This window comes from Clostridium beijerinckii (genome assembly GCA_003129525.1).
In the GTDB taxonomy this organism is placed as follows: domain Bacteria; phylum Bacillota; class Clostridia; order Clostridiales; family Clostridiaceae; genus Clostridium; species Clostridium beijerinckii_D.
Map to the genome: position 1 here is coordinate 3,908,927 of CP029329.1, position 24,755 is coordinate 3,933,681.

A 24,755-nucleotide genomic window follows, 5' to 3' on the forward strand; every position below is an offset into this window, starting at 1 on the left:
AATTGGGTATATTTTTGTAGTAAAAGTGCAATTTAAAGAGTGAGTTTATATTCGCACTCTTACATATCAAATACTATACTATCAATAACTATTGAAATTTCCTTAATTAAATTGACTTCGATATTTATTCTGCTTTCATCATAGCTTTCCAATATATTTACAATGGGTCTTAATGGAAAACTAGTTATTGTTTCTTCAACTCTAGCTATCTCTCCAGTACTAAGTTTTACTAATGTACCTTTTGGAAATGGTATTACTATCCTGCAAAAAATATTAACTATATCATAATCAAACATTTTACCTGCATTTGCCATCAAATATTCTAATACATCGCTTGGAAACTTTGCTCTATGATTAGGTCTATCTGTTGATAATTTATCATAAGCATCTGCAATGCTTACAATCTTACTTAAATCTGTAATTTTATCATTTGAAAGTCCATCTGGATACCCCTTTCCATCTGGCCTTTCATGATGTTGAAGAACTATTAGTTTACTTACTGAATTTAAATTATAAGCATCAGCTAAATATTTATATCCAAGTCTTGTATGCTGATTTAAAATTTCTGTTTCTTCTGGTGTAAGTTCAACATTCTTTGTTATAATTTCTTTTGGAACTAATGTTTTTCCTACATCATGTATTAAAGCTCCCATACAAAGACTTGAAAGTTTTCTTCTATCTAATTTTAAAGCTATACCTATAATAAGTGATATTATAGCTACATTAACAGAATGTGAATAGATATAATTATTCATGCTTCTTATATCTACTAATGAAAGTAATACATCTTTATTATTAAATAAATCATCCATTATATCTTCTGCCATCTTATCAATATTATTGAAGTATCCTTGGTCCTTTGCTGAGAATTCCGCTTTGCCACCTTTTCCAACACTAAACCTCTCTATATTAGAAAAGGCTTCTTTTATAGTTGAGATTGCCTTTTGCCTTATTTCTGGTTTTATAATATCTTCAATTTCTTCATCACTATATTCATCAATTATATATATTGAAAGAATATTTATTTCTTTTATCTTTTGAATAGTCATTTCTCTCAAAACTACTCCGGCTTTCAATAAAGTTCTTCCTTCAATATCATATAAAGTTTTACCTAATACAGTATTAGGTTTTACACTCTCAATTGGAATCAATCTCATCGCTAATCCTCCTATTATCATTGTTTATTAAAACTATATTATTTAAATATACAATAAACTTTTTCTTTTGATTATTAATCATACTTTATTCTTATAAAAACATTTTAAATAATTATTTTTATACAGACTAATTTAAAACAAATTTTTCTATGACATTTGCTATTCCATCTTCATCATTTGATGCAGTTATAAAATTAGCAACTTCTTTAACTTCTGAAGTTGCATTTCCCATAGCTACTCCAAGTCCTGCATACTTAACCATTGACAGATCATTGCCAGCATCTCCACAAGCAATTATTTCTTCTCTTTTTATTCCAAGATATTCGCCAAGTCTTTTTAATCCAAGCCCCTTATCTACTTGTTTATGAGTAAATTCTAAAAAATATGGTGAACTTTTAAATACACTATATTTTTCATAAATTTCACTTGGTAGTTTTTCTATAGCTGGATCTAATATGTCTTGTGGATCTATCATCATAACCTTTATGATATCTTCCTCATCATCAACTTCATTAAAGTCCTTTATATTAATATCAATTTCATTAATTGTTGCTTCATACTCTGTATATTGACTAATCTTAGGTGCTATCAATCCATCTTTTGCAGAAAAAGCATGAATATTAATATTAAGTTTTTTACTTATTTCATATATGTATTTTAAATCTGAGCCTTTTAAAGAGACCTTTGACACAATTTCTCCAGTCTTAGTGTTTTGAACTAATCCTCCGTTAAAGCTAAGTACATAATCTTCACCTTTTAACAAATCAAGTTCTTCTAAATATCTTTCTAATCCAAGCAACGGTCTTCCTGATGCCAATACTATTTTTACACCCTTTGCTTCTGCTGCTTTTATAGCTGCTTCAGTCTTCTCAGAGACTTTCTTATCCGTTGTAAGTAGTGTTCCATCCATATCTAATGCAATTAATTTGTACATATTTATTCCTCCATTTGTATAATAGTATTTTTCTTATACATTGTATGTATATTATTGAATTTACATCTGTTTTTATTTTGATACAAATATTATATAATTTAATCTTCATTAAATTATAACATAAAATATTTATTTCAAGTCTGCAGGATATACTAGTCCCATTTGTTTTCTGATTTCCTCCATAATTTTGCTTGTATTCAAAGAATTTCCATAGCTATTTATTTTTGATTCTAAAGTATTATTATTAATTAATTCAATAAATTCTTTTACTTCGTACATCATGTTTTCTTCTATTTGTTCAACTGAGATTACTTCAGTCTTTCCATTTCTATATTTAATAGTTATTTTATTCATCTCATTAATACTATCTATTATTATTGTTCCTTCTTCTCCTTGTATTTCTGATGGTAAATATGAATTGGCTATTTTAGAATATATAATACTTCCATCCATATCATCATATTTAAACAAGGCAGATCCTTGCCCATCAACTCCTGATTCTAGCATGAAATTATTAACTTTTATCTCTTTTGGGACTCCAAACAAACATACCATTGGATAAATACAATATACTCCTATATCCATTGTTGCTCCATTAGATAACTCTTTTTTAAAAGCATTTAGTATAATTCCTTCTTTATATTTATCATATCTTGAAGAATATTGGCAATAACTCGCAAAGTATCTTCTTATCTTTCCTATTTTAGGAAGATTATCCTTTACTATTTTAAAGTTAGGAGTAAGAGTTGTTTTCATTCCTTCCATTAAAAGGACATTATTTTCGTGTGCTAATTCTATAATAGACTTGACTTCTTTAGAATTTGATGCCATTGATTTTTCGCAAAATACATGTTTTTTATTAGATAAAAACACTTTAGCTTGCTCATAATGAAATGAATTTGGGGATGCAATATATACAGCATCTATTAAATCACTTTTAGCCATTTCTTCTAAATTAGTAAAAATATTTTCTATTTCATGTTTTGAAGCGAATTCTTTTGCAGTTTCTTCTTTTCTAGAATATACAGCTCCTGCAACAAATTCATCGACTTTTTTAGCACCATTTAAAAAATTATCTGCAATTTTACTCGTTCCAATAATCCCAAATCTCACCTTTTTATGTTTCATCTTAATACCTCACTCCTCTTAATCATAATGTTTTATTATTGCTTATTGTTTACTATTCTTTCTTATAGTTTACATCCATCCTCTATTAATTTCAATTATTATTGATAAATCCATTTTATATTACTATAAAACTTATAATTTTGTAACAAAAAAAACTCTAATTTTGTAACTAAAAGTAGTTTTTTTCATAATATAAATTGTATCTATAAACTTATGAGGTAATATTTATGCTTGAGTCCTTATTGTTAGTATCCTCTTTATGTATAGATTCTTTTGTTGCAAGTATTGCTTATGGTACTTCTAAAATTCGCATACCACCTTTATCTATAATATTAATAAATTTAGTATGTACTATTACTCTCGCTTGCTCATTATTTATCGGATCTATATTTAAAAGCTTTCTTCCCGGCAATCTTCCTACAATTTTAGGTTTTTTACTTTTAATGGCTATTGGAATATATCGATTATTTGAGTATATTTTTAAAGCATATATATCAAAATGCTCTAAATCTAATTCCCCACTAACCTTCAAAATGTTTGATTTTCAATTTATTTTGCAGGTTTATGCTGATGAAATTAAAGCTGACTTTGACAACTCTAAATGTTTGAATGTTAAAGAATCATTTTATTTAGCTCTAGCATTATCTTTAGATAGTCTTGCAGTTGGATTTGGTTCTAGTTTATGTAGTATTAATTATATAGAAGTTTTAATATTGTGCTTTGTTATAGGAATGTTTTGCGTGTCCTTGGGAGTATTTCTTGGAAGAAAATTTGCTCAAAAGATACATTTTGAATTATCTTGGCTTTCAGGATTATTACTTATTATATTAGCAATAATTAGAGTTTTAAAATAAATTAATTCGCTTTAATATTACTCTTATATGCTAAATTATGTTACTTAGAATATTAATGTAAAAAATAAAATCAATAATTACCTTATATTTTTTATATAAGGTAATTATTGATTTTATTTTTTCAATTTACAATGATGATTATGAATCAATTAAAGACCATATCTTTTTGATTGTTTATCCAATTCATCCAGATTTTCTTCTAGAAATTTATGAAAAGTATTTACATTTACTTTAAATGCAAATTCTTCAGCTGTTAAAGACTCCATATATCTCATAATTATAGAAGAGATATCTCCATCTTCCACATTATAAACCTCTTTAAGAACATCTATTATAGTGCCACCATTAAACTTTCTAAATTTAAGCTCTGCTTCTTTCTTTATAGCAGACAATTTATGTCCTCCAAATAATTCTACTTGTTCTTTTAATGAGTCATATCCAGTTCCCAACATATTCAAATATTCATCTACCACTGCCTCTTTAGTATTTTTAATGCTTTTTCTAGACATTATATCTTTTAGTATTTCATATGCTTTATCATCTGATATTAAAAATGCTTCTTTTAATATATCTGTGTTTCTAAAAAAAGTTTTGTCCTTAACATTATATTTTGCACGTTTTTCTATATATTTAAATAACTCTTGATTACTCACTGTCATAATAAATTACCTCCTTAGTTAGCTGCCATAAACCTTATTAAAATCTTTTGTTGGAATTATAAATTAACAAATCTATCAAATTGTTTATCTAATTCTTCTAAATCTGATTCTAAAAATTTATGAAACGTTTCTTTTTCTAATCTGAAGATAAATGATGGCGAATTTAGAAATTCTAAATACTTTTCTGTTATCTCCATTATATTTTCATCTGCAATCTTATAAATATCCCTAAGAACATCAAAAAATGTTCCCCCTTCATATTTTTCCAATCTTCTCTCTGCAGCATCTCTTACACTTGATACTTTGTCTCCGCCAAATACATCAACTTGTTCTTGAATTGATCCATATCCTTTTTTCAACATATCAATATATTCATTGATAACATCATTTTTAGAATTTCCTATATTTTTTCTTGCCATTATATTTTTTAAAACTTCATAAGCCTTCTCTTCTGGTATCCAAAATGCATATTCTAATATATCTGTCATCTTATAAAAAACTTTTCCCTTAACATTTCCCCTTGCACGACCTTCTATATATTTTAATAACCTCTCTTCAGTAGCTGTTAGCATACAGTTCCACCCCTAATTAAAAAATTTTATCTGATGTATAGCCGTCTAACACTTTCATCTGTTTATAGAAGAAGAGTTTATCACGACCCCATATGATATCCCCTTAGGGTACAAGTTTAACTAAATTCAGCTGCACTATAAAATTTCACCTGAAAAGTTTCACTTTATTATTTCCATCAACTTATCAATTTCTATATTTTTTTCAAAAAGCTTTGATAACTTGTCGTATTCGTTATCTTTATACTCATTTACTTTTTCTATAATAACTTCTTCTGATATTCTTATATCATTAATTTCTTTAAGGGATTTTATAAATGCGCTTATAAACTCTTCTGAATCAAATATGCCATGAAGATAAGTTCCTACAACCATTTTTTCTTTATCACATACACCAGCAATATTTCCGTCTAAATCCTTTATAAATGGAATTGCTTTTTTCCCTATTTTACTTATTCCATTATGAATTTCATAACCACCTATTATATTTCCTTCTATAGACTTTACTAGTTTAAGATCACATAAAATTTGACCTTTAGTTTGTTTTGTAATCTTTGTCTCATTAAATCTTGTTCTTATATCCAAAAATCCAAATCCATCTTCCTGAGAAATTTTTCCTTCAACACCCAACTTATCAAGAACTAAAGTCCCAAGCATTTGATATCCACCGCATATTCCAAATATCGGTATTCCATTTTCTTTCAATTCTATTATTTTATCAAATAATTCATTTTCTTTTATATTTCTTAAATCCTCAATTGTGCTTTTTGTTCCAGGAATTATTATTAAATTGGGATTTTTTAATTCATTAGGTTTTGTAACATATCTGACTGTAACTCCTTGTACTCTTTCTAAAACATTAAAGTCAGTAAAGTTCGACATATGTAAAAGCCTAATAACAGCAATATCTAGAGTTCCATCTGCCTTTTTATTCTTAATTCTTTCAGTTACACTATCTTCATCTTCAATATCGAATTTTTCATAAGGCATAACTCCAAGAACAGGAATATTTATAATATCTTCTAATTGCTTTATAGCAGGTTTAAATAATTCTATATTTCCTCTAAATTTATTTATTATTATACCTTTAACCCTATTTCTTTCTTCTTCTGATAATAACATAATTGTTCCAACAATTGATGCAAAAACTCCGCCTCTATCAATATCTGAAACTAAAATTACAGGTGCATCTGCAGTTTCTGCCATGGCCATATTAGAAATATCACTGTCTTTTAAATTTATTTCAGCACAACTTCCCGAGCCCTCAAGTACAATAATGTCATGTTGTTTGCTTAATTTGTCATAAGCTTTCTTTACTTTTATTTTTAGTTCCTTATTAAGTTCTTTGTATTTATATGGCTCAATATTGCAATAAACTTTTCCATTTACTATTACTTGTGTATGATCACCACTAGGCTTTAATAAAACTGGATTCATTAAAGCATCTGGTTCAATTTTGCAAGCTTCTGCTTGAACTACCTGAGCTCGTCCCATTTCTAGTCCATCTTTTGTAACATATGAATTCAATGAAATATTTAAAGCCTTAAAAGGAGCTACATTTAAACCATGATTTTTCAAATATCTGCATAAGGCTGTTACTAAAGTACTTTTTCCAACAGAAGATGCTGTTCCCAAAAACATTATGCTTTTATTATTCATTTATATACCTCTCTCAAATTCGATTTTCATTGCTAAATCTTTATTTGTTAAATGATTATCAATATAGAATTTTAAATTTTTACGCCTTAATTTTAAATATTTATTTTATCCGATAGCTAGCATCCGTAACACTCTTATTTCTGCAATTGGGCGATAACGACTGCACGCTCATGGACATTGTGACCCTTGTGGTTATAAGTTCAACTAAGATTCAGATTTGGATCAAACCTCACCTGAATCAAGTTTCACTTGATACCTTATCAATTGTTAAATATCCGAATTCCCCTACTATCTCTTTGCTAACTTTATTGAATTTAACACCTTGTTTAAATATTGGGCCATCAAACACTAATGTGTGATATTCTCCATTTTCGCCACTTGGATCACATCCTAATTTTTTCACTTCACTAACAACTTCTTTATTTAATTCTTTTCCAAGAAATTCTTCTCCGAGTGCTTTTAAATTTATCTTTTTAATTACAGCCTTAAAACCATAATCTATGAACTCATTAGTTAAACTTTCTCTGTCTTCTTGCCACAATGGAAACTTTCCTTTAATATCTACTGCATTGCATCTATCTAAGCACCATTTTCTATGAGCTTCTATATCTATATCTCCAAATACACAAATCTCTGCCTCATTATCTTTTGAGCATTTTAATGCCTTTTCAAATTCTTCTTCATAAATTTTCCCATCACTACAATCAACTTCAATTAGTGGAATTTCTAATTGCTTTGAAACTTCTTGTAAAATATTTTTCGGTATTCTATGAAAGCATGAGTCATTTTTATTGTCAAAGGTAACTAATAGTCCAATTACCTTATAACCTTTTTTTATCATTCTATATAACGATAGGGTACAGTCTTTGCCTCCACTAAATGAAACTACAACCTTTTCTTTATTCATATTATCTTACCTCATTATTATTTTCTTACTTAATTTCAAACTCTGCAGTCCATTCACCATTTGATTTTACTACTCTATATTTACCTGCCTCTAACTTTTCTAAATTACTTAATGAAATAATCTGACTATCTGTTTTTCCTGGTTTTAAAATACATGCAATTTCAATAAACATAGGTTCTTCTTTAAAATTCACTTTAATCCACTTATTATTTTCTAATTTTTCTACTTCATATTGTAACCCATAATAAACCTGTTTACTACCATTATTTGTAATGTTAATTTTAATTTCTTGTTCTCCTAAATCATATGTGCTTTTTTCAGTCTTCATAGTAATATCTTTGAACTCAGCTTCACCTTCAGTTGTTTGATTTCCAGAAGTATTATCAACCCAAGCTCCATTTGCTCCTAAATAATATCCATCTATAGTTGTATTATAAGCCATTGAACCATTTTCATTTAAGTAGTACCAAACTCCATTATCTTTTAACCAACCTATCTTCATTGCACCTGAATCATCCATATAATACCATGTATTATTTACATTGATCCACCCAGTTGCCATAATTCCATCATCCTTAAGATAATAAAAACTACCGCTGTCATTTAGCCAACCATTTTTCATACTACCATTTGCATAATAGCTCCAACCTGTATTAACATTTATCCATCCATTATTTAAATCTGCATTAGCTTTAGTTGAAGCTCCTGTGCTTACTCCTATTACCATACATATAGTTAAACTTATAATTCTTTTATTCATAATTCATCACCTTTCAATTATAAATACTTTATATTATCTTGTATTTTATATAATAAATTTAAATCATATATTACTATTCATTTTTATATAATTCAAATATATTTCTTATATTCTTAATTAATTTAGAATTTTCTTCATGAGATCTTACTGCAATCCTATAATAACTATTATCTAACCCTTCATAATTGCTGCAACTTCTTATTAATACATTATTCTTTAAAAGTTCATTTTTCAAATTCATTTTACTAATAGTTTTTAAGAAAACAAAATTCACATTTGGTTCATAAACTTTTAATCCATTTATTTCTTTCAATTCATTATATAAATATTCTTTTTCATCTTTTATAAATTTTATAGATTCCTTTATATAATTTTTATCCTTAATTGCAGTTTTGGTAGCTATTTCTGCTAAAATATTTATATTCCAAGCTGGAGATATCTTTTCAATATTGTCTTTTAATGAAACATTACTACATATCCCATATCCAATTCTTAAACCTGGAATCGCAAAGAATTTAGTTAAAGATTTTATTATAATTAAATTTTCATATTCATTTATGTAAGAAATCATTGATAAATTTTCTTCTATAAAATCTAAGAAGGACTCATCGATTAACACCATAACATTGTTTTTCTCTGCCTTAATTAAAATTTTTTTTAATAAGTCTTTTTCAGTTATAGTTCCAGTTGGATTATTTGGATTACATATAAAAATTAAGTCTAAATCACTATTTATATAATCTAAAATATCTTCTTGTATACGAAAATTATTTTTTTCTTTTAATTTATAATAAATGATATTTCCATTTATAGCTTTTGTTGCTTCTTCATATTCTAAAAACGTGGGCGCTAAAATCAGTGTATTCTTTGGATTAATTCCTCTGACTACATTAAATAAAACTTCTGCTGCTCCATTTCCTAATATTAAATTTTCTTTATTTATATTTTCAAATTCTCCTATTGAACATTTAAGTTCAAAATAAGTTATATCCGGATATTTCTCTACTTCATCTAACCCATCTATAATTGCCCTCTTTGCACTATTTGGCATTCCTAATGGGTTTATATTAGCTGAAAAATCAAGTATTTTATCATATTCTATTTTATTTTCTCTGCTTATTTCTTTAGCATTTCCACCATGACCAAAGCTTGCCATAACTTCCTCCTTATCTATTGTACAATAAATTTATTAAAAATAAATATTAACTTCACTATTTTGCTAGCTAAGTTGTATACCATACTAATCCTAGTTCTTAGCTACCTAAATAATAGCCCTACTAGTTCTCTAATTACTAATGCAAGTCCAAATCCCATGAAGGAAGATAAATAAAGAACTTTAGCCGTTTTATGAACATCATTAATATCAATTTCCTTAAGCTTATCACCTATTGTAGGCTTTTCTACAAGTTTTCCAAAATAATAATTTGCTCCTCCAAGTTGTACTCTCAAGGCTCCAGCTATTGCTGCTTCTGGATGTGCACTATTAGGACTTGTATGATTATATCTATCTCTTTTATAAATCTTAAAGCTATTTTTATAATCATATTTTAAGATTGCAGAAGCTAGTACTATTAAGAAACCAGTTATTCTAGCTGGAATATAATTAAAGACATCATCCAATTTGGCTGGAAAATATCCAAAATCCATGTATTTATCATTTTTATATCCAAACATTGAATCGAGTGTATTAACAGCTTTATATGCGAAAGCTAATGGTGCACCAAAAACTCCTGCATAAAATAAAGGTGCTATTATACCATCTGCCATATTCTCTGCTATGGTTTCAACTACAGCTCTTATTATTCCTTCTTTATTCAAACTTGTAGTATCACGCCCTACAATAAACGATAATTGTTTTCTTGCACCATTTATATCTTCTTTTAATAAGAATTTAATTACCTTATATCCCTCAACTACTAGTCCTTTTGAAGCTATACAAAAATATATCAAAATTCCTTCTAAAATAATTCCAAAATAAATATTAAATTTTCTAGATATATTTACAATTTCAAATGCAACTCCAAATGTTATTAAAACTGTAAATATCCAAACAATAAGTCCTGCGGCTTTTAAATAATTCTTTAAAATACTTCTAAATACATATTCAAGTTTTTTTGCAATATATCCAATTCCTCTAACTGGGTGAAATGGATTATTAGGATCTCCAATTATTAAGTCTAAAATAAATCCTATGCTTAATTCAATCATATAAGTCTCCTTTTTAGGCATATGACACAAGATGACTACATACTAACTTGTTATTTTTTTATTATGCCTTAATTACTTTAGTTTCTCAAGTAAAACAAATATTGCTATTCCTTTTTATTTTACTTGAGATACCTTTTTTATTATAAATTGTTTATTTTCTTTTATTTCTATAGTTAATTCATATCCTTGACCATTTTTAGGCTGCCATTCATAAAATTTCTTTTTATCATCATATAACACTTCTAATATAATTCCTATACTTCCACCATGAGTTACTCCAAATGCTGTTTTTATATTTTCTTTTATAAAATATTCTATGAGTTCTATAAAGCCCTCTTTAATTCTTTTTCTAAATTCAACTCTGCTTTCCCCATTTGGACATTTTATCTTTCCTTCTTTATCATCTATCCAATCTATGTATTCTCTTAATAGTTTTAAATCTTCATATGATTTTAACTCAAAATCTCCAAAATCATATTCGAAAAATTTCTCTAAAATATCATATTTATTTCCCGGGCAAAGAATTTCTATTGTTTGATTTGCTCTTTTTGCTCCACTAGTAAAATAAAAATCACATTTTGGATATTTAAATTTTTTTATGTTTTCTCTTAACTCAAAAATTCCGGTTTCGCTTAAATCTATATCGCTTTTCCCACAATATAATTGTTTTTCATTACAATAAGTTTTTCCATGTCTGATTAGGTATAACTTAATTTCATTCATACATTATCATTAGTGACAAATTTATCCGATAGCTAGCATCCATAACACTTTAACTTCTTTAAAGTAAAAGATAATATCTACAAACTCCTTAATAAATTCTTCTAAGCTTTAGGTAAAGATAATCGTATTTCTATTAAGAAAACTTCACCTGAAACTAAGAATGACTTTATTATATAAAGCTATCACTAAAATTCCCTCCTTTCTTTAAGGAAAACCCTATCTCATTTTTGGGTTCCTTACTTCAATTTTTCTTGTAATCCAAAGAATATCCTATAAACGGATGAAGAATGTTTTGTTAGAAATTGCAATACACGCCCTGTTTCTTCTCTCCAAGCTCTATCTTGCTTTTCTATAGGAACAATTCCTGAATTTATTTCATCACAAATTATTATCTTATCTTTTAAAGAATTTATATTAGCTTCTAAAAGCTCCACTGAATTAATTTTATTTAAAACACAAGATCTTGTGAAAACATGTAATCCACATAAAACTTTTTTATCAAACTTTAAATGTTCGTCTATGCAAAAAAATATGTCTTCATTTTTTATATTATATTTTTCTTTTACAAATTCCAATTTTCCATTATAAGCTCCACCAAAAATCAGTATCATTAATTCTCACCTCAAAACTATTTAGATACACTACTCTTAAGTTATACTTATACTTCAAATTAAATTGGTCATTTTATGGTCCTAGTTGCTAATGTTCAATGCTCAATTTTTAATCATCTAGCATTTATCATTAAACACTGATAATTAAATCTCCAAATATAAGTACGATTTTCACTCTTGATATCTATAATATTATACCTAAAGCTAATATTCCTATTACTTCACCTAAAACTAATGCAAATCCAGCTACATCTCCTGATATTCCACCAAATTCCTTTTTACACTTCTCCACTGACCATATAATTCCTAGGGTTATTGATGAAACTAATAATATTCCATAATTCCCCATCAAAGCAAATGAAACCATAATCATTAATGCTAATGAAACTATCATAAGTATTTTATCTTGAGCATTAGTTCCTTTTTTGAAATAAGTTCCAAGGGTACTTTCTTTTATTGTAGTTCTGCTTAAAAGAAAATACGCTACAACACTTCTACTTGTTATAGGAATTAATATTAATGTAAAAAAGGAAATTTTTTTTTCTAAAATAGAATACACGCCTCCAAATTGTAAAAAAAATAAAATTAATAATGATATTACCGCAAATGCTCCGATTGTAGAATCCTTTAATATTCTAAGCTTTTCTTTTTTATCTCTTCTTGAGAGAATTGCATCACAAACATCCATAAATCCATCTAAATGTAGCATTCCTGTTACTACAAATGGCACCATCATAATTATTACACTTTTTAAAATAATTGAAACATTTATAAAGCTAATTAAATAATATACTATGCTCCATATAATTCCAACTATCAACCCAATAGTTGGATAGAATTTCATCATATTTTTAACGCCATCATCATCCCATTCAATATATGGTGTTGGAAGCACAGTAAACATACTTAGTGCCATTAAAAATCCTTTGTATAGTTTCTTCATAAGCCAGTCTCCTTAACTGATTTAAGGTATTTTACATTTCCAAAGCTACATTCAATAACATTATCACAAGATTTTGCTAATTCTTTATTTATAATAGCTAATTCTCTTTTAAATTTTTCTGTTATTTCATCATACTCTATAGCATCGTTAAATATATAATCACTTACAACCACCGTATTTTGGGCTTTTTTTATAATTTGTTTGAGTCCATTTAATATGTTTGTTGAAGGATTGTTTATAATCTCGTTTCCTATAAACATTTCATTAGTTAAAAGTGATGTAATGCTATCTAGTAATACTGTATCATCAGATTTAATATTATTAATTATTTCATGCAGATTTCTTTGTACTTCTAAAGTTATAAAATTTAATCCTTCTCTATTTTGTATGTGTTTCTTTATTCTTTGTTCATCTTCTTTATCATAAGGCTTCATAGTTGCAATATATATAACCTTATCTAATGAAACTCTCCTCATATTCTTTTGCTTAGCACGTGACTTACACCAAATCATAGATTTAGATTCTCTGCTTAAAGTTAATGCTATTTTTTCACCAACTTCAGATTTACCACTTTTAGAGCCTCCAATTATTAAATAATTCATTGAGTGCCCCTTACTTTTCTATACCTATTCTTGAATTTATACCTTTTTCATATGGATGTTTCACAGCCTTAATTTCAGAAACATAATCTGCAAGTTGTACTAATTTTTGATCAGGATTCCGTCCTGTTAAAACTACTTCTAACTCTTTTGGCTTGTTTTTAAGAAATTCTACCACTTTGTCTAAAGGCACTAACTCCAGATTAGTTGATGCAATTATTTCATCTAATATAAGTAAATCAATATTTTCATCTATAGCTTTTTTAGTAACTTTCCCAAATCTCTCTTCATGTTCTTTTCTAGTCTCCATTTGTTCTTCTGGGCTCATAAATTTAAAAAATTTCTTTACTGGAATCCCTTTAAATACTTCAAAGTTTGCTCCAAGTTTTTCAATAGAATTTAGTTCACCCGTTTCATTATCCTTTAAAAATTGAGTTAATAAAACTTTCTTATTACGACCTACAGCTCTCATTCCAAGTCCCATTGCAGCTGTAGTCTTTCCTTTTCCATCTCCACAATAAATATGAATAAGTCCTAGTTCCATAAAATCTCTCCTTTATTAGTTTTAATGACATAAAACATATTACTACCTATCTTTAAAGTAGCCATATTATAATATTCTAGTATTGTCAAAGCTCTATTAATTTATTACATAATTCACCAAGTCTACATATTATCCATTTCTTTAAGTTCATCTAAATAACTATCATTAATTTCTGCTTCTTCAAAAGTTGCCATATTATTCATTATTGCACATGCTGAGTCAATTATCGAAAATGCTAATGGACATCCACTTCCTTCTCCAAGGGCCATATCTAAATTTAAAATTGGACTTAAATCTAATTCTTTCATTACCACGTTAAATCCTAATTCCCTTGAACTATGTGAAGTAAACATATACTCTCTTGTTTTTGGATTTAGTCTAAAAGCAATAAGTGCAGCAACTACCGAAATGAATCCATCTATAACAACTGGAATTTTATAATAAGCTGATCCTAAAAATACTCCTGCCATAGCTGCTATATCAAATCCTCCAACTTTAGAAACTACGTCTATTGGATCTTCTTTAATTGGTTTGTTTAGTTCTATAGCTTTCTTAATAACTACCTTTTTCCATTCGAAAGTTTCGTCTGTAATTCCACCGCCTCGTCCTACTACATCTTCCACTTTAATATCTGTTAAAGATGATAAAACCGCGCTGCTTGTTGAAGTATTTCCTATACCCATTTCTCCAACTCCAATGATTTCATAGCCTAAATTTTTTGCATCTTTGACACATTCAATTCCAATTAATATTGCTTTTCTAGCTTCTTCATAACTCATAGCAGGACCTTTAGTCATATTATATGTAGATTTTCTTATTTTTTTATTAATTACATCTGGATGATTAAAATCACAGTTAATTCCAACATCAACAACCATAAGTTCTGTATTATTTGCTTTTGAAAGAACTGCAACACCCGTTAGCCCTTTAGTAAAATTGATAGTTTGAGCTAATGTCACAGATTGTGGTGCTGACGCAACTCCTTCTTCAACAACACCATTATCTGAAGACATTATTATAACGACTTTTTTGGTAATCTTGTTCTTTACCTGACCTGTAATACCAGAAAGCTTTATTGCTATTTCTTCTAATTTTCCTAAACTCTTTAATGGCTTTGCAAGTGAAGTCATTCTTCTATCTGCTTCTATTATTATTTCCTTATTTACATCTTCTATTTCATTTATAATATTATTTAATTGCTTCAAATTAGAATTCAATTTATGTATCCCCCAATATGTTTCATTTTCTTCTCTATACATTTTACCACTTTTTAAGCAATGATTAAAAGCTACTAAAAAATAATTACTACCCTTAATGTAAATCAAGTAAAAATTAAGAGAAGCCTTCCATTTAATTGCAGGACGGCTTCTTTTTTCATTGCTTTTTATATTTTCCAACTTATTTATCAAGAGAATTTTTAACAAAAAAATTATTTTGCTGGTTCCCATTTACAACGAACTGGTGATACAATAGCATTTTCTTTTGTTAATAGTCTTTTCATGGTTTTCCTCCCCATATAATAATATCAACATAAAAAAAGCACTCTATTTAAGTTGCTTTAAATTATATTCACTTATTAAATATTCAACTAATTCTTCTTCATTATAAAATATCAAATCCCCTGTAAATTTTGGTCTTTCTATTACTATTAATTTAATTTTACATTCACGAGCAGCCTTAAGTTTTTCTAACACTCCACCTTCAAGTCCACTATCTTTAGTTAAAATTGCTTTAACATCATATTGATTTATAAAAGCTTTTTCAAGTTCATAAGATATGGGCCCTTGAAGTGCGATAATATCTTTAATACTAAGTCCCGCTTCTACTATCTTTGTCAAAACTTTAGGAGATGGTAAAATTCTATGTATAACTCTATATTTAAAATCTAATTTCAAAAACTTAGAAACATTATTTCCACCTGTAGTATTTAAGATATTTCCATCTATTCTTTTTATAATCTCAATAGCTTCATCATAATTTTTTACTCTTATAATATCTTCATCCGTAATATTTTCTAGTATCCCTTGTCTTTCATATCTCACATATTGAATTTTAAGATCATTTGCGCATTCTGACGCAGTTTTAGTAACTTCCTGTGCATACGGATGGGAAGCATCAACTAAAACATCGATTTTATTAATTCTGATCCAATTTGACATTTCTTCTTTATTCAAAGGTTTTGTATTTAATACTTTAATATTAAATTCTTTAAGTAACTCACCACCATAAATTGTAGCTGTTGTAACTGCAATCTCATGTGTATATTTATTTATTAAAGACAAAATTTTTCGTCCTTCTGAAGTTCCTAGAATAAACCCAATCATATTCTCTCCAATCCTAAGTTATCTAAAAATAACTTTACTACTATACAATCATACTTATAAAATATTTTTTTTGAAGAGGCTAACTATTTTTCTCTCTTATTTTCATAGCCTCTAGGTGTTATAAATTTTCCATCTTTATAGTAACTCTTTGAATTCCCAACTATTACAATTGACATCATATCTACTATTTCAGTATCAAAATCTCCAATTGTAAATAATTTATAGCTTTGACCTTCTCGAAGTGCATGTCTTATCACTGCTATTGGGGTAGAATCTTCTCTGAATTCTTTTATTATATCTATACATTCCCTTAAATATTCAGGTCTCCCCTTACTCTTTGGATTATATAAAGATATTATAAAATCTCCTTCAGCCGCTAATTTCACCCTCTTTTTTATATCTTCATAAGGTGTCATAAGATCACTTAAGCTAATATTGCAGTTATCATGCATAAGTGGCGCTCCAATGACAGACCCTGCTGCACTTGATGCAGTTATACCTGGAATTATTTCAACATCTTCATTTTCTCTAAGTTCAAGTATTAATCCTGCCATTCCATAAATCCCAGCATCTCCTGTACTTATTAATGCTACATTTTTGTCTTTACATAAACTTAAGGCTTCCTTACATCTAGTTTTTTCACCTTTCATTCCTGTTGAATATAATTCTTTATCTTTAACTAACTCTTTTATCATATCTATATACTTATTATATCCCACAATAACATCACTATCTTCAATTGCTTTTAAAGCCCTTAGACTCATATTTTCTATACTTCCAGGACCTATTCCTATAACTCTTAATTTTCCCATATAAACTTAACCATCCTTTTTATTTTCTTCCAAATATTCTATAAATACGCTTACTATCTCAGGGTCAAAGTGTCTTCCGGAACATATTTTTAGTTCGTCAACTGCGTCTTCCATGCTCATGGCCTTTTTGTATACTCTATCATGAGTCATGACATCATAAGAATCTGCCACACTTACAATTCTAGCTACTAAAGGTATCTCTTCACCTTTCAACCTGAGAGGATATCCATTTCCATCCCACCTTTCATGATGAGTTAGAACACCTCTAGCAATACTATCTAATTGATTAGATGCCTTTATTATCCTGTACCCTTTCTCTGTATGAGTTTTAATTGTTTCAAATTCCTTATCAGTTAATTTACTAGGCTTAAGTAATATTTCTTCACTTATACCAATCTTTCCTATATCATGTAAATGAGCTACTATTAATAATTCATCCATTTCAGACATTGATAAAGATAATTTTTCACCTATAGAAATTGCATTTTCTAATACTCTTTCCGTATGTTCTTCTGTCTCTACGCTCTTAGTTTCAAGCCCCATCTTTAATGAATACATTATAGAACTATTAATACTGTTTTGTTGCAACAATTTGTGACGATATACTTTATCCTCTGCTTCCTTTAATATATCATATACACTCTTCTCTAAATTACTAGTTACTGATGTTCCGAGTGCTATACTTATATCAATTAGCTGATTCTTATATTCCTTACAATTATCCAAAATTTTATTTATTATAATTTTACATTCATCTTTACTAGTATTTGGAATTAGTATCACAAATTCATCTCCGCCAATTCTAAAAACTAAATCCTCTTCTTTACATGAATCCTTCAATACTTTGACTATTATCTGTAATAATTTATCACCTTCTACATGACCTACTGTATCATTTGTTATTTTTAATCCATTAACGTCACCCATAATTACACCAACTGGAAGATATTCCTCTGCTAGAAGTTCCTGTGCCTTCTCTTCAAAGTAAGTTCTGTTATATGCACCTGTCAAAATATCTGTATAACTTAAATATCTTAATCTTTCTTCGATTTCTTTTTTTTCAGTAACATCTAGAACAAGTCCAACAATACCAATCGTTTTTTTATCTTTATCTATAACAGGTTTCTTTATTACTTCGCGATATATTTTTTTCCCATCTTCATTACTAATTAATAGATCTGTGAAGATAGGCCTTTTATTTTTTATTATTTCTTGATCATGTTTGACAAATGTAATCGCTAACTCGTTACTAACTTGTATATCAAAATCATTCTTTCCTATCAAATCATGTACATCATTTTTTTTATGAAACTCACTATATTCTTCATTTGTATAAATGTATTTGCCTTCTATATCCTTATAAAAAACCATTCCTGGCAATGTATCTACTATTACTTTTAATATATTTTCCTGATCTTCTATCACTTTATCTTTTTCTTTTACAATTTCTATATTAGTATCTATGCCTGCTATAGCTTTGATGCAACCATCTGTATCTATTAATGGGAATATAGTACACTTCCTATACACTCCATCTACATATCCTTCTTCAATTCTTGGTTCCAAATTTTTTATAACTGAATTACATTGATTATTATATTCTTGAGCTAATGAGTCATCAAAAACCTCTTCATTTTTTAGCCCGATAAAGTCTTTAACTTTTCCTTTATGTATTTTTTTATATTCATCATTTGCATATATAAATCTTAGTTCCAAATCCTTTATCCATATAGGTTGTGGAATATTTTCTATTAATAATTGAAATATTTCATAGTTCATATCTCTATTTCCCCTAACAGTTCATTATTTCAATAATTTAAATTTTATTTTACATTATTGATTATAACATATAGTCTAGTTTCATTTAAAGTTAACTTTGGGCCTAATTAAAAAAATAACAAGTCAATCTACATCGCATTTTGGACTTGTTATTTTCTTTCATATGCCTTAAATGAAACCAGATGAATTCCTACAAACATTAAATTTAAAAGCACAATAATAAAATACTGCAGATTTGATTTAGATTGATATTCTCAAAGCTTAATTATTTTATTTTTATAATTAATTTTAATTGACGAAACACAATTAAAATTATCAATCTTATTCTCATATTCACATTTAAAATACAATCGGATACTTTACTTTATTCAATTATATTTCTCTATCTCGCATTTCAATTTCAGTACCTTCTGGGGCTTTTATTTTAAATAAATAACTGTTTTCAATTCTATACAGTGCTTCTCCATTTTTAAGTTTAAAATTGTTATAACCGAGTTCTTTTATTCTATCAAATTCTTCTTCTAAATTATCTACTAAAAAACACATATGGACTATTCCTTCATTTAATTTATCCCAATTATTTAACTTATCTTCCTTTTTTCCAGTTTGCAGTTCAATCATAAATGTGCCTAATTTTAACCATGTATTAAAATTTCTATTATGAAAATTCTTTGTTTCTTGTATAATATTAAACCCCAAAATCTTAGTATAAAATTCAAGAGATTCTTTATAATTATTAGTTTGAATACATACATGATGTATCATTTTTATTCCCATAATGTCCTCCTATTTTTATTTAAATCTGAATAATATTCATTTTTCAATATGTTATAAAATAGCTCATTAACTAATTTATTATTTAATAATTCCACTGATATCTCTCTATTGAACTTGTAATTAAATCCACATTTTTCAATTACTCTCTTAGATTTAAAATTAAAATTATAATGATTACACCAAATTAAATCTAAGTTCATTTTATCGAATCCATATTTTAATAGAAATCTTACTGCCTCTGGAATATATTCATTTCCCCAATATTTAGGATTTAATACATACCCAATTTCTCTTTGATTTAGGTGTTTAAGTTTTTCATCTGGAATTCTCTTGTGCATTCCAATTCCACCAATTACTTTACTTTCAGATTTCAATACAATTGCATAAGAATCATTATTTTCAATAAACTTTTCAATGATTTCTTTACTCTCCTCTTCATTTTTATGAATAGGCCAGCCTGCATTAGGTCCAACTCTATTATCACTTGCATATTCAAATAAATCTAAGTAATCACTTCTATTCCAGCTTCTTAAGATTAACCTCTCCGTTTCTAATAGCTCCATAACACCCTCCAAATATTTTAACAACAACTACTTGGCAAATTGTTTTATTTTCATCCTTTAATACAATTCAAAAAAATCACACCTTCTGTATATTTTTTATTTAATCGAGAACACTAAAATTGAAAGGTGGTTGTATAATGAAAAAATTTACCCTGTTATTATTAATTTTAATATGCTTATTATTTAATATAATTAATCCAACACCTGCATTTGCCATCAATGTTTTTAAAGAAGGAGTTTATAAAGCATCTGATTTTAATTTTTCACAAGATAATACTTATAGCGTTCAAAACGTTTCTAATGTCAACAGTGTTAACTTGCTCCTTTTTGATGAAAATCAACTTATAATACAAGCTATACGATTAGATCCTGAATCAGCAAAATATGCTTTACTCCCGCTCAAACCTAACTACAGAATTGTAATCGTTGGGAATGGTGAAATATTTATCGCTTAAAAGGCACTTTCAACAGTTTTGATGTTGCATAAAGACAAAATATTTATAGTATAATATTTGAAACTCCAATCAATAACATTTTATTTGGTTGGAGTTTTATAAATTGTAATATAGATGTTTTTAAGTGATATTATGTATATAAAATATTGTAAAGATACCCCTTGGTTTTTCAAGAAAATTTTAACTTTAATAATTAGTCACAGTAACAAAATATTCCTTAGAGCATATCTTTCTAATATATTAGTCTGAAACTTTCGGAGTACATCAAAAGTGCTTAAATTACTTTTAAATCTATATTTTATTAAAAGTAATAAAATATAGATAATAAGGGCACTATATATTTGTATGGTTATTGCGTTAAGGGTTCTTCCGACCCATTTTTTAATGGTCAGATGTTGTTTTATCCATTTAAAGAATAACTCAATATCCCAACGCTTTTTATAGAGAGATACTATGTCTTCAGCTGGCATATCGAATATGTTAGTAACTAAACGGAATTCTTCGTCGGAGTCCTTAGTAAAATATAGAATCTCTCTATATTTATATTTAGTTTTATTTTTACTATAATCAGACCCCATTGTAACAATATAATCATATAGATTATCTACTCCAGTATAAATGGATAAATACTCCTCCGTAACAGAGTTGCTTTGTTGTCTTGTGATAAATTTATAATTATAATGACTCATCTCATCATACCAAGAGTACTTAAAATATCCCTTATCAAATAAATATATATTTTTATCCGAATTAACATAGCCGTCAATACAACTACGTTCTCCTACTTTAGCAGGGCGGATGCTAATTTTATCAGGTAACTTAGTTCCAAATGATAAAAGAGTACTAATTCTAATAGCAGATTTTTCATCTTCATAATAGAGTTCAGGGGCTAAGCCCTTACCTATACTAACTACTGATGAATCTATTATTTTAATATCTTTAAAGTTTTTTATTTTAACTGAAGAATTCATTTCTTTATCAGCTTTTACCAATAATTCTTCGAAAACATTTCTAAATAAATCTGATGACTTACTCTTATTTAATCTAGATATTTGGGAATAACTTGGCATGTTGAAATCCTTACTTATCTTCGATGAATTTTTATATTTAGCATTAATATCTCTTAAGCCATCACAGCCGGAGATTTGTAAAAACAACATTGTTAGAATATGATCCCGACCTGTATAACACTTTGAGTATTTATATTCATTATTCGCTTTTCTTAATTTTCTTCCAATATTCCCATCAATAAGTTTAATTAATTTTCTAAACACACTTCTATTTGCAAGTTTATCCATAATCAAAAACAACCTCCATTCTTATAATTGAAGGTTGTCCTTGATACTCAATAATTATTCATTGAAAATTGTTGCTTTATGCAACACTAAAACTTTCAACAGTGTCTTTTTATTGCTTATTTATACTTATTAGAATAATATTTTTTTTATAAATGTCTTTTGTATTATTTTATAGATTAAAATTGTAATTCCTATAGTTAATGCCCCTATTATAAATGATTCAATTACAGAATTGTAAATCCCACTTGATTTAAAAACATATGATATCTTCGTACAAAATATTGGTTCATGTAATAAAAATATGTAGAATGAATACTTACCTAAATATTGTAACATTCTATTTTCTTTTACTCTTACAGCAAAAAAATAATATGCAATTACAGATATAGGCCATAATACAAATCTCCTTAAAGGTCCATTCAGTTCATTTACTGGATTCAATGTTATTATTAAGACCAATATTAAATATGTAACTATTATTTTAATATCCCACTTTTTAAATTTGCTTTTTATGTCATACTTGTGAAAAGTTAAACCCATATAAAAAAATAAATAATAATATATATAATCAAATGGATGACTAGCTAGTAATTCACTATACCAAGACAATGAGTATTGAGTAATTACTATTCCTGCAATAAATATTAGTTTGATTTTTTCACTTTTAATTAATCTATGTATTATCGGATATGTTAATGCTATTAAAAGATACATAGGTACATACCATAATTGATATGCTATATTATAACCTATGAATATTCTAAAAAAACTTATGGCTGAATTTCTAATATTTAAACTTTCTAGATTAAATATTATGTCTTTAATAAAAAATATCATACTTATAATTAAAAATGGCTTAATAACTTTATTGGTTCTACTTATTGCATATTCTTTGTATGGTTTATTTATATTATTTAAAGCATATTTATAACCAGCTATAAATATAAACATAGGTACTGCTCCATGAATAAGGTTATCTACTAACCTAGTTGCAAAATCCACTTCTTCAAATGACGTCTTCTTTAACACACTTAATAGATAATATGATGTAGCATGAATAAGAACTACAAATATAATAGCTAGTCCACTAAAACTTTGCAACTCTGAAATCCAATTTTTATTTTTTTTCATAAGCGCCTTAATTCTCCTTTGAATTTAATTATTAAGTATATTATAGCCTTTTTCCCATTTTAATACAATTTTTTAGAATATATAATAAAGCAGGAGTTTAATTTAATGCCTCCTGCAAACTTTAACTTATTCTATTAGTTCAGCGGAGTCTTCTTGCTTGTATTCGAAAATAAGTAGCCTCCTAATTATTCCTTTATAGGCGTAATGATATTGGTTGTGATTAATAAGTTCGTCGTTGTGTTTTGCATTTTTTATCTGCTGAAAGATTTTGGTCGTGCTTCGCGCTTTTTTTATAGGTGCTTATATTTTTAAAGGTGTATATTTATCTCTTCACCACATTTTTTACATTTGTTTTCCTTAATAAGTACTTGTGTATTATATCCATTTCTTTTAATAAGTAATTCATTACACTTTGGGCAATAGGTATTATTATCTACCCCTTCTACATTTCCTACATATACATATTTTAAATACTTCTTTGCTTCATTTTGAGCTTCAGTTATCTTTTCTATTTGGGTTGCAGCATTCTCCATCTTATATCTAGGAAAATATCTACTTAAGTGAAGAGGTATATTTACATTAATACTAGCTATAAACTTAGCTATTTCTCTTACTTCTTCTAGAGAATCATTTTCATCACTAACAAGCAGTGTTGTTAGTTCTATATGGCAATGCTTATTAGCTATTTTTATGGTTTCTAAAACTGGTTCTAATTTTGCACCACAAATTTTATTATAATATCTATTTGTATATCCCTTTAAATCAATATTCATAGCATCAACATAAGGAAGAAGCTTTAAAAGTGGTTCTTCATTAATATAACCATTAGTCACTACTACTACACTTGTATCAGGATTATTTTCTTTTATATCTTTAGCTGCATCATAAATATACTCATACCACATAAGAGGTTCATTATAAGTAAAAGCAACTCCTGCATTGTTCTCTATTGATGGGATTATTTCAATCAACTTTTCTATACTCATATATTGTGTTTCTGGTCTGCCTTGAGATATTTCATAGTTTTGACAAAAGCTACAAGTCATATTACAGCCAAAGCTGCCAATTGATAAAATGTCCTTTGATGGTTTAAAGTGATATAAGGGTTTCTTTTCTATAGGGTCAACTCCCATTGAAGTAATTTCTCCATAATTTATAGCAACAGGTAAATTAGACTTTAATGTTCTAACTCTACATATTCCAAATTTCCCTTCATCTAATATGCAATTATGAGGACATACCCAGCATCTAATATTGTCTTTTAGTTCTTCATAAAATGGTATTTTTGCATCTATAATGCTCACCTCCTTTTAATATCTAGTACATGCTCAAATACACCTATGAATATTCATAACATACTA

At 27.5% G+C, this 24,755-nt stretch carries 26 protein-coding genes; 2 read left to right on the forward strand and 24 right to left on the reverse strand.

Annotation, left to right across the window (positions count from 1 at the left end; genetic code table 11):
• Positions 1–59 precede the first annotated feature (59 nt).
• The 3 genes from DIC82_17615 to DIC82_17625 all read right to left on the reverse strand — a co-directional run bounded on the left by DIC82_17615 (position 60) and on the right by DIC82_17625 (position 3,219).
• Positions 60–1,157 (reverse strand): HD family phosphohydrolase, encoded by a 1,098-nt coding sequence (locus DIC82_17615; GenBank protein AWK52701.1) that lies wholly within the window; start codon positions 1,155–1,157, stop codon positions 60–62.
• A 127-nt stretch (positions 1,158–1,284) separates the two neighbouring features.
• Positions 1,285–2,091, reverse strand: coding sequence for a sugar-phosphatase (locus DIC82_17620; GenBank protein ID AWK52702.1), 807 nt, complete (start codon positions 2,089–2,091; stop codon positions 1,285–1,287).
• Positions 2,092–2,220: 129 nt separating this feature from the next.
• Entirely contained in the window at positions 2,221–3,219 is a 999-nt protein-coding gene (locus DIC82_17625) for an oxidoreductase (protein ID AWK52703.1), read from the reverse strand.
• Between the two features lie 227 nt (positions 3,220–3,446).
• On the opposite strand from DIC82_17625, the gene ytaF reads away from it, so the two are divergent.
• On the forward strand, positions 3,447–4,073 hold the full coding sequence (gene ytaF, locus DIC82_17630) for a sporulation membrane protein YtaF (GenBank protein ID AWK52704.1): 627 nt from the start codon (positions 3,447–3,449) through the stop codon (positions 4,071–4,073).
• Positions 4,074–4,222: 149 nt separating this feature from the next.
• Here the strand turns inward: ytaF and DIC82_17635 are convergent, their stop codons facing one another.
• From DIC82_17635 to DIC82_17720, 18 genes are all read right to left on the reverse strand, one after another.
• The gene (locus DIC82_17635; GenBank protein ID AWK52705.1) at positions 4,223–4,732 is read right to left on the reverse strand and encodes a hypothetical protein; all 510 of its coding nucleotides are present in this window, start codon (positions 4,730–4,732) and stop codon (positions 4,223–4,225) included.
• 56 nt (positions 4,733–4,788) lie between these two features.
• The gene (locus DIC82_17640; GenBank protein ID AWK52706.1) at positions 4,789–5,304 is read right to left on the reverse strand and encodes a hypothetical protein; all 516 of its coding nucleotides are present in this window, start codon (positions 5,302–5,304) and stop codon (positions 4,789–4,791) included.
• Positions 5,305–5,463: 159 nt separating this feature from the next.
• Positions 5,464–6,960 (reverse strand): cobyric acid synthase CobQ, encoded by a 1,497-nt coding sequence (locus DIC82_17645; protein ID AWK52707.1) that lies wholly within the window; start codon positions 6,958–6,960, stop codon positions 5,464–5,466.
• Positions 6,961–7,198: 238 nt separating this feature from the next.
• Entirely contained in the window at positions 7,199–7,867 is a 669-nt protein-coding gene (locus DIC82_17650; GenBank protein ID AWK52708.1) for a diphthine--ammonia ligase, read from the reverse strand.
• A gap of 25 nt (positions 7,868–7,892) precedes the next feature.
• Positions 7,893–8,627 (reverse strand): cell wall-binding protein, encoded by a 735-nt coding sequence (locus tag DIC82_17655; protein AWK52709.1) that lies wholly within the window; start codon positions 8,625–8,627, stop codon positions 7,893–7,895.
• Between the two features lie 73 nt (positions 8,628–8,700).
• Entirely contained in the window at positions 8,701–9,783 is a 1,083-nt protein-coding gene (locus DIC82_17660; GenBank protein AWK52710.1) for a threonine-phosphate decarboxylase, read from the reverse strand.
• A gap of 101 nt (positions 9,784–9,884) precedes the next feature.
• Positions 9,885–10,835, reverse strand: coding sequence for an adenosylcobinamide-phosphate synthase (locus DIC82_17665; GenBank protein ID AWK52711.1), 951 nt, complete (start codon positions 10,833–10,835; stop codon positions 9,885–9,887).
• Between the two features lie 114 nt (positions 10,836–10,949).
• Positions 10,950–11,558: a histidine phosphatase family protein gene (locus tag DIC82_17670; GenBank protein AWK52712.1), complete on the reverse strand. Its 609-nt coding sequence runs from the start codon at positions 11,556–11,558 to the stop codon at positions 10,950–10,952.
• 236 nt (positions 11,559–11,794) lie between these two features.
• Positions 11,795–12,169, reverse strand: a complete 375-nt coding sequence (locus DIC82_17675; protein ID AWK52713.1) for a cobalamin biosynthesis protein CobU — start codon at positions 12,167–12,169, stop codon at positions 11,795–11,797.
• A gap of 184 nt (positions 12,170–12,353) precedes the next feature.
• Positions 12,354–13,112, reverse strand: a complete 759-nt coding sequence (locus tag DIC82_17680; protein AWK52714.1) for an adenosylcobinamide-GDP ribazoletransferase — start codon at positions 13,110–13,112, stop codon at positions 12,354–12,356.
• A complete protein-coding gene (locus DIC82_17685; GenBank protein ID AWK52715.1) occupies positions 13,109–13,714 on the reverse strand; it encodes an adenosylcobinamide kinase/adenosylcobinamide phosphate guanyltransferase in 606 nt (201 codons plus the stop codon). The genes DIC82_17680 and DIC82_17685 overlap by 4 nt, the downstream gene beginning before the upstream one ends.
• Before the next feature lie 10 nt (positions 13,715–13,724).
• A complete protein-coding gene (locus tag DIC82_17690; protein ID AWK52716.1) occupies positions 13,725–14,255 on the reverse strand; it encodes a cob(I)yrinic acid a,c-diamide adenosyltransferase in 531 nt (176 codons plus the stop codon).
• Between the two features lie 122 nt (positions 14,256–14,377).
• The gene (gene cobT, locus DIC82_17695; GenBank protein AWK53124.1) at positions 14,378–15,472 is read right to left on the reverse strand and encodes a nicotinate-nucleotide--dimethylbenzimidazole phosphoribosyltransferase; all 1,095 of its coding nucleotides are present in this window, start codon (positions 15,470–15,472) and stop codon (positions 14,378–14,380) included.
• 327 nt (positions 15,473–15,799) lie between these two features.
• Entirely contained in the window at positions 15,800–16,579 is a 780-nt protein-coding gene (locus DIC82_17700) for a cobalt-precorrin-6A reductase (protein ID AWK52717.1), read from the reverse strand.
• Between the two features lie 83 nt (positions 16,580–16,662).
• On the reverse strand, positions 16,663–17,391 hold the full coding sequence (gene cobJ, locus DIC82_17705) for a precorrin-3B C(17)-methyltransferase (GenBank protein ID AWK52718.1): 729 nt from the start codon (positions 17,389–17,391) through the stop codon (positions 16,663–16,665).
• Between the two features lie 6 nt (positions 17,392–17,397).
• On the reverse strand, positions 17,398–19,170 hold the full coding sequence (locus DIC82_17710; protein AWK52719.1) for a GGDEF domain-containing protein: 1,773 nt from the start codon (positions 19,168–19,170) through the stop codon (positions 17,398–17,400).
• A gap of 372 nt (positions 19,171–19,542) precedes the next feature.
• On the reverse strand, positions 19,543–19,947 hold the full coding sequence (locus tag DIC82_17715) for a glyoxalase (protein AWK52720.1): 405 nt from the start codon (positions 19,945–19,947) through the stop codon (positions 19,543–19,545).
• A complete protein-coding gene (locus DIC82_17720) occupies positions 19,938–20,510 on the reverse strand; it encodes an N-acetyltransferase (protein AWK52721.1) in 573 nt (190 codons plus the stop codon). The genes DIC82_17715 and DIC82_17720 overlap by 10 nt, the downstream gene beginning before the upstream one ends.
• Before the next feature lie 137 nt (positions 20,511–20,647).
• Here DIC82_17720 and DIC82_17725 point away from each other — a divergent pair, with 137 nt between their 5' ends.
• Positions 20,648–20,965 (forward strand): hypothetical protein, encoded by a 318-nt coding sequence (locus tag DIC82_17725; GenBank protein AWK52722.1) that lies wholly within the window; start codon positions 20,648–20,650, stop codon positions 20,963–20,965.
• A 197-nt stretch (positions 20,966–21,162) separates the two neighbouring features.
• On the opposite strand, the gene DIC82_17730 is transcribed toward DIC82_17725, so the two are convergent.
• The 3 genes from DIC82_17730 to amrS form a co-directional block, all read right to left on the reverse strand.
• On the reverse strand, positions 21,163–22,263 hold the full coding sequence (locus tag DIC82_17730; protein AWK52723.1) for an IS4 family transposase: 1,101 nt from the start codon (positions 22,261–22,263) through the stop codon (positions 21,163–21,165).
• Positions 22,264–22,392: 129 nt separating this feature from the next.
• Positions 22,393–23,394, reverse strand: coding sequence for a hypothetical protein (locus DIC82_17735; GenBank protein ID AWK52724.1), 1,002 nt, complete (start codon positions 23,392–23,394; stop codon positions 22,393–22,395).
• Positions 23,395–23,702: 308 nt separating this feature from the next.
• Positions 23,703–24,689, reverse strand: a complete 987-nt coding sequence (gene amrS, locus DIC82_17740) for an AmmeMemoRadiSam system radical SAM enzyme (protein ID AWK53125.1) — start codon at positions 24,687–24,689, stop codon at positions 23,703–23,705.
• Positions 24,690–24,755 lie beyond the last annotated feature (66 nt).

Excerpts from the sequence above, each read along its gene's own strand:
- DIC82_17615 (AWK52701.1), bottom strand. The coding sequence starts at position 1,157 with ATGAGATTGATTCCAATTGAGAGTGTAAAACCTAATACTGTATTAGGT.
- DIC82_17620 (AWK52702.1), bottom strand. The coding sequence starts at position 2,091 with ATGTACAAATTAATTGCATTAGATATGGATGGAACACTACTTACAACG.
- DIC82_17625 (AWK52703.1), bottom strand. The coding sequence starts at position 3,219 with ATGAAACATAAAAAGGTGAGATTTGGGATTATTGGAACGAGTAAAATT.
- ytaF (AWK52704.1), top strand. The coding sequence starts at position 3,447 with ATGCTTGAGTCCTTATTGTTAGTATCCTCTTTATGTATAGATTCTTTT.
- DIC82_17635 (AWK52705.1), bottom strand. The coding sequence starts at position 4,732 with ATGACAGTGAGTAATCAAGAGTTATTTAAATATATAGAAAAACGTGCA.
- DIC82_17640 (AWK52706.1), bottom strand. The coding sequence starts at position 5,304 with ATGCTAACAGCTACTGAAGAGAGGTTATTAAAATATATAGAAGGTCGT.
- DIC82_17645 (AWK52707.1), bottom strand. The coding sequence starts at position 6,960 with ATGAATAATAAAAGCATAATGTTTTTGGGAACAGCATCTTCTGTTGGA.
- DIC82_17650 (AWK52708.1), bottom strand. The coding sequence starts at position 7,867 with ATGAATAAAGAAAAGGTTGTAGTTTCATTTAGTGGAGGCAAAGACTGT.
- DIC82_17655 (AWK52709.1), bottom strand. The coding sequence starts at position 8,627 with ATGAATAAAAGAATTATAAGTTTAACTATATGTATGGTAATAGGAGTA.
- DIC82_17660 (AWK52710.1), bottom strand. The coding sequence starts at position 9,783 with ATGGCAAGCTTTGGTCATGGTGGAAATGCTAAAGAAATAAGCAGAGAA.
- DIC82_17665 (AWK52711.1), bottom strand. The coding sequence starts at position 10,835 with ATGATTGAATTAAGCATAGGATTTATTTTAGACTTAATAATTGGAGAT.
- DIC82_17670 (AWK52712.1), bottom strand. The coding sequence starts at position 11,558 with ATGAATGAAATTAAGTTATACCTAATCAGACATGGAAAAACTTATTGT.
- DIC82_17675 (AWK52713.1), bottom strand. The coding sequence starts at position 12,169 with ATGATACTGATTTTTGGTGGAGCTTATAATGGAAAATTGGAATTTGTA.
- DIC82_17680 (AWK52714.1), bottom strand. The coding sequence starts at position 13,112 with ATGAAGAAACTATACAAAGGATTTTTAATGGCACTAAGTATGTTTACT.
- DIC82_17685 (AWK52715.1), bottom strand. The coding sequence starts at position 13,714 with ATGAATTATTTAATAATTGGAGGCTCTAAAAGTGGTAAATCTGAAGTT.
- DIC82_17690 (AWK52716.1), bottom strand. The coding sequence starts at position 14,255 with ATGGAACTAGGACTTATTCATATTTATTGTGGAGATGGAAAAGGAAAG.
- DIC82_17700 (AWK52717.1), bottom strand. The coding sequence starts at position 16,579 with ATGATTGGGTTTATTCTAGGAACTTCAGAAGGACGAAAAATTTTGTCT.
- cobJ (AWK52718.1), bottom strand. The coding sequence starts at position 17,391 with ATGGGAAAATTAAGAGTTATAGGAATAGGTCCTGGAAGTATAGAAAAT.
- DIC82_17710 (AWK52719.1), bottom strand. The coding sequence starts at position 19,170 with ATGAACTATGAAATATTTCAATTATTAATAGAAAATATTCCACAACCT.
- DIC82_17715 (AWK52720.1), bottom strand. The coding sequence starts at position 19,947 with ATGGGAATAAAAATGATACATCATGTATGTATTCAAACTAATAATTAT.
- DIC82_17720 (AWK52721.1), bottom strand. The coding sequence starts at position 20,510 with ATGGAGCTATTAGAAACGGAGAGGTTAATCTTAAGAAGCTGGAATAGA.
- DIC82_17725 (AWK52722.1), top strand. The coding sequence starts at position 20,648 with ATGAAAAAATTTACCCTGTTATTATTAATTTTAATATGCTTATTATTT.
- DIC82_17730 (AWK52723.1), bottom strand. The coding sequence starts at position 22,263 with ATGGATAAACTTGCAAATAGAAGTGTGTTTAGAAAATTAATTAAACTT.
- DIC82_17735 (AWK52724.1), bottom strand. The coding sequence starts at position 23,394 with ATGAAAAAAAATAAAAATTGGATTTCAGAGTTGCAAAGTTTTAGTGGA.